This window comes from Variovorax sp. KBW07, from assembly GCF_003852515.1.
In the GTDB taxonomy this organism is placed as follows: Bacteria; Pseudomonadota; Gammaproteobacteria; order Burkholderiales; family Burkholderiaceae_C; genus Variovorax.
Genome location: NZ_QAJK01000213.1, coordinates 1 through 15,379 on the forward strand (window position 1 = coordinate 1; position 15,379 = coordinate 15,379).

Sequence of the window (15,379 nt, forward strand, 5' to 3'; positions counted from 1 at the left end):
GCCCTGAATGAACGAAACAGCAGCGCCCAAAGCGCACGACGCGAAGAACAGAAGCCCGAGTGCTACGCAACCCGAGCCTGAACCGACGGCGCGAACATCGCCTCCATGTCCGCGCGCAACTTGTAGGCCGCGGTAGACGTGTCGATCGCCACGTCGGCCCAACACAGGCTCTGACCTTTTTTTACCGGACGCAGCAACTTCACGTTGTGCGCCAACCCGAGCGGCAGCCCGCCCAGGCGCAATGAGCGGTCGGCCGGCAGCAGCTTGCCCCACACCGTGTAGCCGCCTTCGCCATCCAGCATCTCGCCCGGCGCCAGATCGCGCTTGGCCGTGGCTACCACGTCGGCGTTCCAGCACGTTGCCACGCCCGTCGGCTCGCCGCGCAACGCCACGCTTGCCACCGACATGCCCACTTCCAGCCCGATCAGGTGCCAGCGCTTGTACAGCGTGAAATAGCGCCCGCTCGGGTCGGTGTGGGCGTTGTATTCCTCGAAGCAGTTCTTGATGTAGTCCGTCTCGGCCTCGACCGTCACCCACACCCCCATGCGGATGTCGTACGGGATCTTCCGGCCGTCGGCTTCGAGCGACGACACCACCTCGACCATGCCCTTGCGCTCCAGCATGCCGCCTTCGCTGCGGGGCCGCGTGACGAACGGAATGTCTTCCACGCTCGCGGGCGGGTAGAGCAGGCCGTCCGATGGCACCGTGAGGCCGGTGGCGTTGGCCACGGCCGAGCTTTCTATCGATGGCTTGGAGCCGTCGAGGAAGCTGTTGAACATCTTCGGGTTGAGCCCGCCGCGCCGCGCCTGCTCGGGCGTGAGGCCGTAGTTGCCCCACACCGTCTCGGGCGTCGATTCGGTGAAGTGCGGCAGCCATTTGTGGCCGCGCCCGGCCGCCACCACCGGAAAGCCGCAGGTGCGCGCCCAGTCGATCAGGTCGCAGATCAGCGCGGGCTGGTCGCCGAAGGCCAGTGAATAGATCACGCCCGCCTGCTGCGCACGGCGCGCCAGCAACGGGCCACAGAAGGCATCGGCCTCGACCGTCACGTTGACCACGTGCTTGCCGTGCGCGAAGGCATCGAGACAGTGGTCGACCGCGGCAATGGGGTTGCCGGTGCACTCGACCACGATGTCGATGGACGGCTCGCGCGTGACGGCCTGCCAGTCGTCGGTGATCCAGGTGGTGTTGTTCTTCAGCGCTTCCTGCACCGAGCCGGCCGATGCGCGGCCCGGCTCCCAGCCCACGCGCTCCAGGTTGATGCGGGCCGCATCGGGCGACAGGTCGGCAATGGCCACCAGCTGAACGCCGGGCGTGCGCGGCACTTGCGCGAGGTACATCGCGCCGAACTTGCCGGCGCCGATCAGGCCGATGCGGATGGGGCGGCCTTCGGCGGCGCGCTGCTGCAGGCGTGAATACAGGCTCATGGGGTCAGGCCTCCGCCGTGTCGTGCAGGACTTCGAGCGAAGTCCGAAGCGCGCTGTCGGGCAGTCCGTTCTTCCACGGCACATCGACGGGGTAGGGCTTCAGCAGGCAATCGTCGGGCAGCATCGCGATGGGCGTGAAGTTTCTGTGCGCGATGTATTCGGGCCGCTTGTGGCGGCGGATGTGGTTGCTGACGGCGCACAGGCTCAGGTACACGGCCACGCGGTTGAAGGGCGAGAGGTTGCTGCCCGAGGCATGCACCAGGCAGCTGTGGAACAGGATCATCGAACCGGCCGGGCCCTTGGGCGAGACGATGCCGCCGTGCCTGCCGCCGGCGCGGTCCACCAGTTGCGCGATCAGCGCGTTGTCCACCGTCCAGAGCGGGTAGCTGGTGGTCGTCAGGTCGTGCTTCGCATCCACCACGCCCTTGCGGTGGCTGCCGGGAATGAACATCAGCGGCCCGTTGTGCTCGGTCACCTCGTCCAGGAAGATCGCCACGTTCATCGCGCGCTCGGTGGGCATCAGGTCGTCGTTGAGCCAGGTGCCGTAGTCCTGGTGCCACTGCCACACGTCGCCTTCAAAAGCCATTTTTCCGTTGATCTTGAACTGGTGCATGTAGACCTCTTCGTCGAAGAGATCGCTTACCGGGCCGACCATGCGCGGGTGGCGCGCCAGGCGGGCAAAGGGCTCGCTGATGAGGTGCGCGGCGAAGTTGGTGCGCACGGCATCGGAGCCTTTCTCGCGCACGTTGAAGGCCTCGCGCCGGCTGTAGAGCTCGGGCACGGCGTCGGTCAGCGTCTTCGTTTCCTCGGCCGAAAAGTGGCCGGGAAAAAACAGGTAGCCATCGCGCTCGAACTGCGCGCGTTGCTCGGGTGTCAACTTCATGCCTTGTCTCCTTGCGTCGTGAGGGTGGGGGATGCGGTGCGGGCGGGTTGCTGGTGCTCTTGTTGCTGTTGCAGCTTCTGCTGCATGAGCCGCTCGCCCAGGTTCTTGCTGGCCCTGGCAACGTGCTGTTCGCTCAGGCGCGCCGCGCGATCGGCATTGCCCGCGGCAATGGCCGCGGCAATGGCCTCGTGCTCGTCCCACAGCGATTCGCGCTGTGGCTCGGCCTGCAGCACGGCACCCATGGCGCGGCGCAGGTGGCGCCAGTGCGGGTCGGCGCTCTGGCCGATCAGCGGGTTGCCCGAGGCTTCGTAGATGGCCTGGTGAAAGGCCACGTCGGCATCGATCATGGCTTCGACATTGCGACCGCGCGCCGCGCGCCGGCCGCGCTCGATGAGCTTCGCATCGATGCGAAAGCGCTGCTGCGCCGAGAGCCGCGCGGCCAGTACGTCGAGCGCGCCGCGCACCTGGTAGATGTGCCGCATGCCCTCGGCGTCGAGCGGCGCCACCAGCACGCCACGGCCGGGCGCGTCGAGCACGAAGCCGTCTTTCTTCAGCAGCCGCAAGGCCTGCAGCACTGGCTGGCGCGACACCGCCAGCCGCTGCGCGATGTCTTCCTGCGTGATGCGCTCGCCGGGCGCCAGCGTGCCGCTGCTGATGGCGCCCAGCAGGGAACGGTAGACCTGGTCGACAAGGTCGGGGGCGACTTCGATGCTGACGAGCTGGGCGGGCATGGACGGGCTCCGGGTTCTGAACTCTGTATACAGAGTACGAACTTCAGGGCGACCGTGCACCCGGGTTTTTACCCACCGGGGCTGCAAAAAAACGGCGGGCCCCGCTAAGCTAGCGTGATGCAACTACCTACCTACGACGACGTCATTGCCGCGGCCGCGCGGCTCGAGGGCCATGCCCATCGCACGCCGGTGCTGCGTTCGAGCACCGCCGACGAGCGCTGGGGCGCCCAATTTTTCTTCAAGTGCGAGAACTTCCAGCGCATGGGCGCCTTCAAGTTCCGCGGTGCCTTCAATGCGCTGTCGAAGTTCGACGCGGCGCAGCGCAAGGGCGGCGTCATCGCTTTTTCTTCGGGCAACCACGCACAGGCCATCGCGCTGTCGGCGCGCCTGCTGTCGATGCCGGCCGTGATCGTCATGCCCAAGGACGCCCCGGCCGCCAAGGTCGCGGCCACCAAGGGCTACGGCGCCGAAGTGGTGATGTACGACCGCTTCACCGAAGACCGCGAGGCACTGACCAAGCGGCTCGCGCAAGAGCGCGGCATGACGATGATTCCGCCGTACGACCACCCGGACGTGCTCACGGGCCAGGGCACCGCGGTGAAGGAACTGATCGAGGAAACGGGCCCGCTCGACCACCTGTTCGTGTGCCTGGGCGGCGGCGGGCTGCTGTCGGGCTCGGCGCTGTCGGCGCGCGCGCTGTCGCCCGATTGCAAGGTCTATGGCGTGGAGCCCGAGGCGGGCAACGACGGCCAGCAGTCGTTCCGCACCGGGAAGATCGTGCACATCGAAACCCCCAAGACCATTGCCGACGGCGCGCAGACGCAGCACCTGGGCAACTACACCTTCGGCATCATCCAGCGCGACGTGGACGACATCTTCACGGTGACCGATGCGCAACTGGTGGATGCCATGCGCTTCTTTGCCGAGCGCATGAAGATCGTGGTCGAGCCGACCGGCTGCCTGGCGTTCGCGGGCGCCATTGCCGCGGGCAAGGCGATTGCCGGCCAGCGCGTGGGCATCGTCATCAGCGGCGGCAACGTCGACCTGTCGCGCTACGCGGCATTGCTCGCGCAGTAAGCAACAGTCAACGCTTAGGCGCGGATGCCGCTGGCCGTCAGGTGCAGCAGGCGGTCCGCGCGGGCGGCCGCGCTTTCGGAGTGCGTCACCAGCACCAGCGAGGCGCCGTGCTCGCGGGTCTGGCCGATCAGCAGTTCCATCACTTTTGCAGCGGTGGTCGGGTCGAGGTTGCCGGTGGGCTCGTCGGCCAGCAGCAGGGCGGGGCGGTGCACCAGCGCACGCGCGATGGCCACGCGCTGCAACTGGCCGCCCGACAGCGTCTGCGGCAGCCGCGTGCCCATGCCGGGCAGGCCGACCGCTTCGAGCATGTGGGCGACGCGGCTGGCGTCGCCGGGCTGGCGGTGCTGGCCCAGCAGCATCAGCGGCAGCGACACGTTCTGCGCCACGTCCAGGTGCGGCAGCACGTGGAAAGCCTGGAACACGAAGCCCACGTGCTTGCGGCGCCACAGCGCGCAGGCCTCGCCGTCGAGCGCGCCGATGTCGGTGCCGTCGTGCGTTACCGTGCCCTGGTCCCAGCTGTCGAGCCCGGCCATGCAATTGAGCAGCGTCGACTTGCCGACACCCGATTCGCCGACGATGGCGACGAACTCGCCGGGCTCTACGCCGAGCGTCACGTTCTCGAAGACGGGCGCGTCGCCGTAGTGCTTGCCGAGGTTGGAAATGCGCAGCGTCATCCGGGGTGTGCGATCGATGTGATGAGTTGAACGGCGGTTTGCACCGCATCGGGCGCGTCGCAGGCGATCACGGTGCGCGCCGGCATGCTGCGCAGCCAGGTGATCTGCCGCTTGGCGAGTTGGCGCGTGGCGGCAATGCCGCGCTCGCGCAGGTCATTCAGCGCTTTTGCATCGGGTGCGGCATTGCCGCAGGCATCGAGCATTTCCCAGGCCTGCCGGTAGCCCACGCAGCGCATCGAGGGCAGGTCGGTGGAAAGGTCGCCGCGCGCGCGCAGCGCCTTCACTTCGTCGATGAAGCCGGCGGCCAGCATCGCGTCGAAACGCTCGGCAATGCGCGAATGCAGCCACGCGCGGTCGGTGGGTTCTAGCGAGAACAGCATGCCGCCTTCCACGGGCCTGGCGGTCTTGTTGTCGCTCGCATGAAAGCTCGACAGCGGCTGGCCGCTGCTTTCCCATACCTCGAGCGCGCGCTGGATGCGCTGGCTGTCTTGCGGTGCGAGCCGCGCGGCGATAGTGGGGTCGACCTGGGCCAGCCGCGCGTGCATGGCGGGCCAGCCGGCGATGGCGGCTTCGGCATCGATGCGGGCGCGCACGGCGGCATCGGCCGCGGGCATTGCGTCGATGCCGTCGAACAGGGCCTTGAAGTACAGCATGGTGCCGCCGACCAACAGCGGCAGCGCGCCGCGCCCGCGGATCTCGTCGATGAGCCGCGTGGCATCGGCCACGAAGGCGGCGGCGCTGTAGCTCTCGCGCGCATCGAGGATGTCGATCAGGTGGTGCGGCACCTGCGCCTGCTCGGCGGGGCTGGGCTTGGCGGTGCCGATATTCATGCCCCGGTACACCAGGGCCGAATCGACGCTGACGATTTCCACCGCCCGCGTGCGGGCCAGCGCCAGGGCGGCGGCGGTCTTGCCGGAGGCGGTGGGGCCGGCCAGCGCGACATAGCGCGGTGAATGTGGTGAATGGGGTGGACGCGGTGAAGCAGAAAGAGGCGCAGCGCCTGGCGATGCCGGGGGAGCGGCCTCGGCGGCCGGTGCGGAGCTGGGAGACATGATGCGCCGAGGGTAGCAAATGGCGCGTGCCCGGCTGCAGGCAGGGGCAGATTGCCCCGGCGGCTCAGGTCGTTTCCCGCATCCGCCTGATATCGCGCGACGGTGGCGCCCCGAACAGGCGGGCATATTCGCGACTGAACTGCGAGGCACTCTCGTAGCCCACGCGCACGCCGGCGGTGCCGGCATCGACGCCCTGGTTCAACATCAGCTGTCGGGCTTCCTGCAGGCGCAACTGCTTCAGGTATTGCATCGGGCTCATGCCGGCGACGGCGCGAAAATGCTGCCGGAATGTCGAAGGACTCATGTGCACGGACGCGGCGAGCTCGTCCGCCAGCACGGGCTGCATGAAATTCATCTTGAGCCAGGCCATGCTCTGGACCACCTGCTGGCTCGGGGAGCCGATTGCCACGAGGCGCTGCAGTTGCGGGCCATGGCGCCCGGCGAGCAGCCGCACGACGATTTCCTGCTGCAGCAGCGGGGCGATCTGGGGAATCAGCCTGGGCTCGCCGAGCAATTCGACGAGCCGCGTGACCGCGCCCAGCAGCGTTGCGTCGAGCTCGCCGAGCGACATGGCCCGGTGGCTGGAGTCCTTCGTCGGTTGGGGCAATGCCATCTCGGCCGCCGCCTGCACGATGGCGCGCGCATCGAGCCTGACCATGAGACCCAGAAAGGGCTGTGCGGCGCTGGCCCGGGTGACGTGCGTCACGACGGGCAGGTCGACTGTCGTCAGCAGCGATTGGCCGGCCGCATAGTCGAAGACCTCTTCGCCGAGCGCGACACGCTTCCGCCCGCTGACGGTGATCCCCAGGCCAAAGCCGTAGATGCAATGCAGCGGCTCGGTCACGGCGCTGCGACGGTGCAGCGACAGCTCCGGAATGGCTGTGACGTGGTCGCCGTCGCTCGGGGCCATGCGCCCGACCGCCCGGGCCAGGGCGCCAAGGACGTCAGGGACGCCCGAATTGCCCGAATCGCTCGAATCGCCTTGCGGCGCCGGCTGTGCCGCTTCCATCTGAGTCCTTTCGAAATACACGCGCAAAAAAGTCTAGCTCGCGCACCGGCCCCGCCCGGCGTTTCCGGCGCAGTCTCGGTGTTTCAGGCAAGAACACGCGCGGATCAGGCAAGCGGCCGGCGGGGCTTCACCCGACACTGGCCGGCGATGTGCCGGCTTGCGCGCGACCTCGCGCGACGAGGGCCATCCGTCGAATCGGACAACCTCCTTTCCCGCGATCCCACGATGAAAACAGAAACGACTCACCACCAACGAAATCAGCTTCGCGGCACAGGCCGCATCGCGGCGGTGCCGCGCTCCCTTGCCGCCTCGCTCGCCGTGGTCATTGGCCTTGGCGCAGGCGCCGCGTGGCCGCGGCACGCCGCCGCGAGCCAGGCGCTGGCGCAAAAGTACTCGTGCGTCGCATGCCACCAGCCGGCCACCAAGGTGGTCGGCCCCTCCTGGAAGGACATCGGCGCGAAGTACGGAGATGGCAAGGGCACGGCTGCGCAGCTCGCGGCCAGCATCAAGGCCGGCAGCTCGGGCAAATGGGGCGCGATGCCGATGCCGCCGCAAGCCCAGGTTCCCGATGCCGACCTGCAGGCGCTCGCGCAGTGGCTGCTCGACGGCGCCAGGTGAAGCGGATCAATTCAACAACCCACCCACCCACGGAGAAAAAAACATGAGTGCGCTCCACGTCAATGGCCGCGAGCATGCGGTCGATGCCGACCCCGGCACCCCCATCCTCTGGGCCCTGCGCGACACGCTGGGCATGACCGGCACCAAGTTCGGCTGCGGCGCCGCGCTGTGCGGTGCCTGCACCGTGCACCTGGACGGCCAGGCAATCCGCTCGTGCATCACGCCGATTTCCGCCGCGGAAGGCAAGAAGATCACCACCATCGAAGCCGCCACCGATGGCAGCGACCGCACCGGTTCGGCCGTGCATGCCGCATGGGTCAAGCACGACGTGGCGCAGTGCGGTTACTGCCAGAGCGGGCAGATCATGAGCGCGACCGCGTTCCTGAAGTCGCTGCCCAAGGGCAAGCAGCCCAGCGTGGACGAGATCGATTCGGCCATGGCCGGCAACATCTGCCGATGTGGCACCTATGTGCGCATTCGCGCCGCCGTGGCCGATGCGGCCCGCACCCTTGCCTGAGGAGCCGCCACCATGCTGCCCAACATCGACTACAACGAGTTGCCGCGCGCGCTGCAGCGCCTGCTGGCCCAACCCTCGACCGACGAGACGGCCACGCTGCCGCGTCGCAGCTTCCTGAAGATGGCCGGCGCCGGCGGGCTTGTGCTCGGCGCCTTTCCCCACCTGGCCATGGCGCAGGCCGACGGCGTGAAGCCGCCGGCCGGTGGCCTCAAGCCGACGCAGCAGCCCTTGGCCTTCGTGCAGATCGCGCCCAATGGCGAAGTCACCGTGACCATCAACCGCCTCGAGTTCGGCCAGGGCGTGCAGACCGGCCTGCCGATGATCCTGGCCGAGGAACTGGACGCCGACTGGGCCCTGGTGCGAAGCCGCAGCGGCACCAACGACGCCGCATACGCCGACCCGCTCTTCGGCATGCACCTGACCGGCGGTTCCAACTCGATCAAGAACAGCTTCACGCAGTACCGCGAGCTCGGCGCGCGCGCCCGCGCCATGCTGCTGTCGGCCGCCGCGGCGCGCTGGAAGGTCGATGTGGCCACGCTGCGCACGCAGGCCGGCACGGTGTTCGGCCCGGGTGGCCGCAAGCTGGGCTATGGCGAACTGGCCGAGGCGGCCATGGCCATGCCGGTGCCCGAGAAGGTGGTGCTGAAGGATGCGAAAAACTTCCGCATCATCGGCCGCGCAACCACGCGCCTGGATGCGCGCGCCAAGAGCAGCGGACGGCAGGACTTCGGCATCGATGTGCGGCAGCCGGGCCAGCTCACCGCGGTCGTGGCCCATCCGCCTGTTTTCGGCGCCCGCCTGGCGTCGGTGGACGACGGCGCGGCGCGCGCCGTCAAAGGCGTGAAAGCCGTCCTGCGCATTCCGCTGGACCGCGGCGCCGAAGGCGTGGCCGTGGTGGCCGACGGCTACTGGCCGGCCAAGCTGGGCCGCGATGCGCTGAAGCTGCAGTGGGACGCGGGCGCGGTCGAAAAGGTGGACACCGACAGGCAACTGGCCCACTACCGCGAACTGGCCGGCCGCCCCGGCAACCGCAAGTTCGACGCCGACATGGCGCCGCTGGCCGATGCGCCGCGCAAGCTCGAGGCCGAGTTCGTGTTTCCGTACCTCGCGCACGCGCCGATGGAGCCGCTGAACTGCACCGTGAAGCTGTCGGACGGACGCGCCGAACTGTGGGTCGGCACGCAGAGCGCCGACCTCGATGGCCAGGCGGCGGCGCGCACGCTGAAGCTCGATCCCTCGCAGGTGAAGGTGAATGTGCAGATGGCGGGTGGCGGTTTCGGCCGGCGCTTCGTGGGCTCGAGCGACTTCGTGGTCGAGGCCTGCGAGATCGCCAAGGCCGCGCGCGCGGTGGGGCTCGATGCACCCGTGCGCCTGCTGTGGAGCCGCGAGGACGACATCAAGGGCGGCTACTACCGCCCGATGCACCTGCACCGCGCGCGCATCGGCTTCGACGAGCGCGGCAAGATCCTCGCGTGGGACCACGTCATCGTCGGCCAGTCCATCACTGCGGGCACGGTGTTCGCCGGCATGATGGTCAAGGACGGCATCGACGCCACGGCGGTGGAGGGCATGCGCGATCCGTACCCGGTGCCGATGCGCCTGACAGTGCACCACCCTCAGGTCAACGTACCGGTGCTTTGGTGGCGCAGCGTGGGCTCGACCCACACCGCCTTCGTGATGGAGACGCTGATCGACGAGATCGCCCGCGGCACGAAGCAGGACCCGGTGGCCTACCGCATGCAGCTCTTCGGCGACAAGCATCCGCGCCATCGCGCCGCGCTGCAACTGGCCGTGGACAAGAGCGGCTACGGCAAGAAGAAGCTCGCGGACGGCCGCGCCTGGGGCGTGGCGGTGCACGAGTCCTTCGAGTCGGTGGTGGCCTATGTGGTGGAGGCTTCGGTCAAGGACGGCCAGCCGGTGCTGCACCGCGTGACCAGCGGCGTGCATTGCAACCTCGTCGTCAACCCGCGCAGCGTGGAGGCGCAGGTGCAGGGCGCCGCGGTGATGGGGCTGTCTACATGCCTTGCCGGCAGCGCAATCACGCTGAAGGACGGCGTCGTGCAGCAGGGCAACTTCGGCGACTTCACCGTGGCCCGCATCACGCAGGTGCCGGAGTTCGATATTCACATCGTGCCCAGTGCCGATGCGCCCAAGGGGATGGGGGAACCGGGCCTGCCGCCGCTGGCACCCGCGTTCGCCAATGCCATCGCGCAACTGACGGGAAAGCCCTTGCGGCAGTTGCCCTTCAACCTGGCCTAGATGGCCGCGGGCTCCGTCGCCGGCGCTTGGCCGCGCACGTCCTGCGGCGTGGGCGCGTTGGCCGGCGGTGCGAGCCGGGGCGGTGGCCGGTTGGCGGCGAAGGTGTTTTCGGGCTTCATGCGGAACAGCTGCGACAGTGCCGCGCGGTACTGCGCCTCGCCCACCGAGTTGGTGTTGTGGTGCGAGCCGCCTTCGACCAGCACGAACAGCTTGGGCACGGTGGCCGCGTCATAGAGCTTGCGGCCCAGCGTGGGGTTGATCAGGCTGTCGGCCGTGCCATGCACCACCAGCAGCGGCGAGCCGATGTCCTTGACGGTGTTGATGGCCTCGAAGCGCTGCGTGATGAAGGGGCCGAAGGGCAGCCAGCCCCACTTGAAGCCGCTCACCACGTCGGCAATCGACGTGAAGGTGCTTTCGACGATGGTGCCGCTCTCGTCGTTCACATGGGCCGCCAGGTCGATGCCGATGGCGCCGCCCAGCGAGTGGCCGAAGATGTAGCGGTGCTGCCTGGGGTGGCGCGCGGCCAGCCAGGTCCAGGCGGCGCGGGCGTCTTCGCGGGCCGATTCTTCCGAGGGCAGGCCCTTGGAGCTCTTGCCGAAGCCGCGGTAGTCGATGGCCAGCACCGAGAAGCCCAGTTCGTGCATGCGCTGGATGCGCGGCGCCGAGCCGGCCACGTTGTAGCGCGCGCCGTGCAGGTACAGCAGCACGGGCGTGTCGGTGGTCTCGGGCTTGCCGCCCAGCCACAGGCCGTGCAGGCGCGCGGGCTCGCCCGTGATGGACGACTGGAAGTCGATCCACACGTCCTGCATGCCTTCGGTCATGGTGGCGGTGTTGCCCCAGCTGCGGTCGCTGGGTTGGAAAATCCACTCGCGTTGCTGTTCGTCAAGCGTGGAGCAGCCGGCGGCAAGGAGGGCGCAAAGCGAGAGGACAGACGCGAGGAGGGTCCAGCGTTTCATCATCATGGGGTTGAGGGACAGCGAAGTCGGCGAAAAAGTTCATTGGTCGCTACCTTGGCACGCCGACATTGCGCCTTGGTAACCCTCAGAAACAACGCTCGACGGCGTCTTGAACCAGTCCATGCAACGTGCGTGCCCGGCGCACGGATGACCGTCCAAAACCCTCGAAAACCCTGAAAAAAGGGCCGATTCGCCTACCGGCCGCGCATAAACAGGCTGTCGAGCTCGCGGATCGAAAGCTGCCGCCACGTGGGCCGGCCGTGGTTGCACTGGTCCGAACGTTCTGTTGCTTCCATCTGACGTAACAGTGCGTTCATTTCGTCGATGGTGAGCTTGCGGTTGGCCCGCACGGCGCCGTGGCAGGCCATGGTGGAGAGCAATTCGTTCTGCGCGCGCTGCACCACGGTGCTGGCGTCGTGCTGGCCCAGCTCGGCCAGGACGCTGCGCGCCAGCTCCACGGGGTCGCCGTCGGCCAGCGTTCCGGGCACGGCGCGCACCGCAAGCGTGCGCGCCGAGAAAGGCGTGATTTCGAGGCCCAGCGTCGGCAGCACCTCGGCACAGGCCTCGGCCGTGGCCACTTCCTGCGGCGTGGCCGCGAAGGTGGCCGGAATCAGCAGCGGCTGGCTGGTGATGGCCGCGCCGTCGAGCTGCGTCTTCAGCCGCTCATAGACGATGCGCTCGTGCGCCGCGTGCATGTCGACCACCACCAGGCCCTGGCTGTTCTCGGCCAGGATGTAGATGCCCTGCAGCTGCGCCAGCGCGCGGCCCAGCGGCCAGGCTTCGTCTTGCGTGGCGAGCGGGGCGTCAGCGGGTGCGGGGTTTTCCGGGTCCGCGGGCAGGCCGACGGGCGCGCGGAAGGTCATTGGCGCCGCGCCGGTCAGCGGCCAGTGCGAAGGCGCCGATTCGGGTTCGTGCGCCAGCTGTTCGGTGCGGCGCGGCCACATGGCCTCGAAATCGCCGGCGCCGCGCTCCTGCGCCACAAAATTCATGGCCGGCTGCGACCAGCTGGCGTTCGATGGCAGCGCCACCGGCTTGAAGAACGGCTGCGGCGTGCCCGAAGGCGCCACGGCGTCGCCGGCGCGCGGGGCGGCCAGCGCGTCTTCAATGGCGTGGCGCACGGCCTGGTGCACCTCGCGCCCGTCGCGAAAGCGCACCTCGATCTTGGTCGGGTGCACGTTCACGTCGACGCGCGCCGGATCGATTTCCAGGTACAGCGCATAGATCGGCTGGCGGTGACCGTGCAGCACGTCTTCATAGGCGCTGCGCACGGCGTGCGACAGCACCTTGTCGCGCACGAAGCGGCCGTTGACGTAGAAGAATTGCTGGTCGCCGCGCGAACGGGCCGCGTCGGGGATGCCGGCTCGGCCGACCACGCGCACCGGGCCGCCTTCGCGCATGACTGGCACGCTCTGCGTCACGAAGTCGTCGCTCAGCGCATCGGCCAGCCGCTGCTCGCGCGTGGTGGCGGCGCGCCACTGTTCGACCAGCTTGCCGTCGTGCCAGATCGAAAAGCCCACCTCGGGCCGCGCCAGTGCATGGCGGCGCACGGCCTCGATGCAGTGCGCCAGCTCGGTGGCGTCGGTCTTCAAAAATTTACGGCGCGCGGGCGTTGCGAAGAACAGCTCGCGCACCTCGACCGTGGTGCCGGTGGAGCGGGCCACCGGCCGCAGTTCGCCGGTACGGCCATCGAGCGAAAAGGCGGTGTCGGCTCCGGTAAAGCGCGACTGGATGCTCAGTTCCGCAATCGAGTTGACCGCCGCCAGCGCCTCGCCGCGAAAGCCCATGGTGCCGACCGTCTCGAGGTCGTTCAGGCTGGCGATCTTGCTGGTGGCGTGGCGGCGCAGCGCCACCGTGAGTTCTTCGCGCGGAATGCCCAGGCCGTCGTCTTCGATGGAGATCAGCCGCACGCCGCCCGAAGCCAGCCGCACCGTGATTTGCCGGGCCCCCGCGTCGAGCGCGTTGTCCAGCAGCTCGCGCACCACCGAGGCGGGCCGCTCGACCACTTCGCCGGCGGCGATCTGGCTGATCAGTTCGTCGGGAAGCTCGCGGATCGGGCGGCGTTCAGAGAGGGAGATGGAAGAGGGAAGGGCGCTCACTGGCGCATTCTAGAAGCGCGGGGAAGCCGGGGCGCCTGGCAGGGCATCGGGCGTATTTGGAGCGCTTATATCGACCCTCAACCGATCTCATTGGCGCTCTGGGAGTCGCCCGCCTAAGCTCCCGTCGAACAACGAGAACGCACAGGAGACAGCCCACGAAATTGCATTGCGCGGCCCCGCCGCGCCGAGGTGATGCACGCCCGTCAAGGCCGCTTCATGCATCCCTTTTTTTTCTCGCCCCACCCCCGAACGAAGAGAAGACAACAGCCCATGACCACCCGACCCCTGCGCTCCGCCTCGTGGTTCAACAACCCCGAGCACAGCGAACTCTCGGTCCTGCACCTTGCCTGGTACCTGAACTACGGCCTCACGCGGGAAGAGCTCCAGTCCGGCAAGCCCATCATCGGCATTGCGCAAAGCGGCTCCGACCTGACGCCCTGCAACCGTCACCACCGCGAACTGGCGCAGCGCGTGCGCGAAGGCATCCGCGAAATGGGCGGCATCGCGATGGAATTCCCGATGCACCCGATCCAGGAAAACGGCCGCCGCCCCACCGCGGCGCTCGACCGCAACCTGGCCTACCTGGGCCTGGTCGAAACGCTGACCGGCTACCCCATCGACGGCGTCGTGCTGACCACCGGCTGCGACAAGACCACGCCCGCCGCGCTCATGGCCGCCGCCACCGCCAACATTCCCGCCATCGTTCTTTCGGGCGGCCCGATGCTCAACGGCTGGCACGACGGCCAGCGCACCGGCACCGGCACCACGCTGTTCAAGGCGCGCGAGCTGTTCGCCAAGGGCAGCATCGACTTCCCCGGCTACATCGACCTGGTGGGCTCCACGGTGCCTTCCATCGGCCATTGCAACGTGATGGGCACCGCCTCGACCATGAACGCGCTGGCCGAAGCGCTGGGCATGAGCCTGCCCGGCTGCGCCGCCATTCCGGCACCGTACCGCGAGCGCGGGCAGATGGCCTACGAGACCGGCCGACGCATCGTGGAGATGGTGCGCGAAGACCTGAAGCCCTCGGACATCCTGACGCGCGCGGCCTTCGAGAACGCCATCGTCGTCAACTCGGCCATCGGCGGCTCGACCAACGCGCCCATCCACCTGATCGCCGTGGCCAAGCACGCGGGTGTCGACCTCGTCATCCAAGACTGGGAAACCGTGGGGCTCGACGTGCCACTGCTGCTCGACATGCAGCCGGCCGGCAAGTACCTCGGCGAAGAATTCTTCCGCGCCGGCGGCGTGCCGGCCGTGGTCGCTGAGCTGCATCGCCACGGCCTGATTCGCGAAGACGCGCTCACCGTCACCGGCAAGACGCTGGCTGCCAATTGCGCCGACGCGCGCGTGAAAGACGCCGACGTGATCCGGCCGTTCAAGGAGCCGCTGCGCGAGAACGCCGGCTTCCTCGTGATGTCGGGCAACCTGTTCGACAGCGCGATCATGAAGACCAGCGTGATCTCGGACGAGTTCCGCGCGCGCTACCTCAGCGCCCCCGGCGACCTGGACGCCTTTGTCGGCCGCGCGATTGTTTTCGACGGCCCCGAAGACTACGAACGCCGCATCGAAGACCCGGCGCTGGACATCGATGCGTCGTGCATCCTCTTCATGCGCGGCGTGGGGCCGATCGGGCATCCGGGTTCGTCGGAGGTGGTGAACATGCGGGCGCCCGCGCACCTGCTGAAGAGCGGCGTGTCGGCGTTGCCATGCATCGGCGACGGCCGGCAGTCGGGCACTTCGGGTTCGCCATCGATCCTGAACGCGTCGCCGGAAGCCGCGGCGGGAGCGGGCCTGGCGCTGCTGCAGACGGGCGACAAGGTGCGTGTGGACTTGAAGCACCGCACGGTGAACATGCTGGTGAGCGACGAAGAACTGCAAGAACGTGCACGTCAGCTGGAAGCGAAGGGTGGCTACCCGATTCCCGCCAGCCAGACGCCGTGGCAGGAGATCCAGCGGTCGATGGTGGACACGTTGTCCGAGGGCATGGTGCTCAAGCCGGCTACCAAGTACCAGCGGGTGGCGCAGACGGCGGGGATTCCTCGTCGGAACCACTAGGGGCGTTCGTTCATTCGGGGCGACG

General features: G+C 68.3%; 13 protein-coding genes. 5 read left to right on the forward strand and 8 right to left on the reverse strand.

The window, feature by feature from the left end:
- Nucleotides 1–62: 62 nt before the first annotated feature.
- The 3 genes from DBV14_RS31750 to DBV14_RS31760 are packed head-to-tail and all read right to left on the reverse strand — an operon-like array spanning nt 63 to nt 3,038.
- A complete protein-coding gene (locus tag DBV14_RS31750) occupies nt 63–1,424 on the reverse strand; it encodes an NAD(P)H-dependent oxidoreductase (protein ID WP_124465777.1) in 1,362 nt (453 codons plus the stop codon).
- A 4-nt stretch (nt 1,425–1,428) separates the two neighbouring features.
- Complete coding sequence (locus DBV14_RS31755) at nt 1,429–2,307, reverse strand: phytanoyl-CoA dioxygenase family protein (protein WP_124465780.1); 879 nt, start codon at nt 2,305–2,307, stop codon at nt 1,429–1,431.
- Nucleotides 2,304–3,038, reverse strand: a complete 735-nt coding sequence (locus DBV14_RS31760; protein ID WP_124465783.1) for a GntR family transcriptional regulator — start codon at nt 3,036–3,038, stop codon at nt 2,304–2,306. The genes DBV14_RS31755 and DBV14_RS31760 overlap by 4 nt, the downstream gene beginning before the upstream one ends.
- Nucleotides 3,039–3,155: 117 nt before the next feature.
- Between DBV14_RS31760 and DBV14_RS31765 the strand changes: the two genes are divergently transcribed.
- A complete protein-coding gene (locus DBV14_RS31765; protein WP_124465786.1) occupies nt 3,156–4,115 on the forward strand; it encodes a threo-3-hydroxy-L-aspartate ammonia-lyase in 960 nt (319 codons plus the stop codon).
- 14 nt (nt 4,116–4,129) lie between these two features.
- On the opposite strand, the gene DBV14_RS31770 is transcribed toward DBV14_RS31765, so the two are convergent.
- The 3 genes from DBV14_RS31770 to DBV14_RS31780 all read right to left on the reverse strand — a co-directional run bounded on the left by DBV14_RS31770 (nt 4,130) and on the right by DBV14_RS31780 (nt 6,850).
- Nucleotides 4,130–4,789: an ABC transporter ATP-binding protein gene (locus DBV14_RS31770; RefSeq protein ID WP_124465788.1), complete on the reverse strand. Its 660-nt coding sequence runs from the start codon at nt 4,787–4,789 to the stop codon at nt 4,130–4,132.
- Nucleotides 4,786–5,841 carry a tRNA (adenosine(37)-N6)-dimethylallyltransferase MiaA gene (miaA, locus tag DBV14_RS31775; protein ID WP_124465790.1) on the reverse strand — a complete coding sequence of 352 codons (1,056 nt, stop codon included), beginning with the start codon at nt 5,839–5,841 and terminating at the stop codon, nt 4,786–4,788. The genes DBV14_RS31770 and miaA overlap by 4 nt, the downstream gene beginning before the upstream one ends.
- Before the next feature lie 64 nt (nt 5,842–5,905).
- The gene (locus DBV14_RS31780) at nt 5,906–6,850 is read right to left on the reverse strand and encodes an AraC family transcriptional regulator (protein WP_124465792.1); all 945 of its coding nucleotides are present in this window, start codon (nt 6,848–6,850) and stop codon (nt 5,906–5,908) included.
- A 225-nt stretch (nt 6,851–7,075) separates the two neighbouring features.
- On the opposite strand from DBV14_RS31780, the gene DBV14_RS31785 reads away from it, so the two are divergent.
- The 3 genes from DBV14_RS31785 to DBV14_RS31795 are packed head-to-tail and all read left to right on the forward strand — an operon-like array spanning nt 7,076 to nt 10,244.
- Nucleotides 7,076–7,468: a c-type cytochrome gene (locus DBV14_RS31785; protein WP_124465794.1), complete on the forward strand. Its 393-nt coding sequence runs from the start codon at nt 7,076–7,078 to the stop codon at nt 7,466–7,468.
- A gap of 43 nt (nt 7,469–7,511) precedes the next feature.
- Complete coding sequence (locus DBV14_RS31790; protein WP_124465796.1) at nt 7,512–7,985, forward strand: (2Fe-2S)-binding protein; 474 nt, start codon at nt 7,512–7,514, stop codon at nt 7,983–7,985.
- 12 nt (nt 7,986–7,997) lie between these two features.
- Nucleotides 7,998–10,244: a xanthine dehydrogenase family protein molybdopterin-binding subunit gene (locus DBV14_RS31795; protein WP_124465799.1), complete on the forward strand. Its 2,247-nt coding sequence runs from the start codon at nt 7,998–8,000 to the stop codon at nt 10,242–10,244.
- On the opposite strand, the gene DBV14_RS31800 is transcribed toward DBV14_RS31795, so the two are convergent.
- Both DBV14_RS31800 and mutL read right to left on the reverse strand, forming a co-directional pair.
- A complete protein-coding gene (locus DBV14_RS31800; protein ID WP_260397302.1) occupies nt 10,241–11,200 on the reverse strand; it encodes an alpha/beta hydrolase in 960 nt (319 codons plus the stop codon). The two genes, DBV14_RS31795 and DBV14_RS31800, sit on opposite strands and share 4 nt — an antisense overlap.
- A 194-nt stretch (nt 11,201–11,394) precedes the next feature.
- On the reverse strand, nt 11,395–13,296 hold the full coding sequence (gene mutL, locus DBV14_RS31805; protein ID WP_124465802.1) for a DNA mismatch repair endonuclease MutL: 1,902 nt from the start codon (nt 13,294–13,296) through the stop codon (nt 11,395–11,397).
- Between the two features lie 270 nt (nt 13,297–13,566).
- Between mutL and DBV14_RS31810 the strand changes: the two genes are divergently transcribed.
- Entirely contained in the window at nt 13,567–15,354 is a 1,788-nt protein-coding gene (locus tag DBV14_RS31810; protein ID WP_124465804.1) for an IlvD/Edd family dehydratase, read from the forward strand.
- The last annotated feature ends 25 nt before the right edge of the window (nt 15,355–15,379 follow it).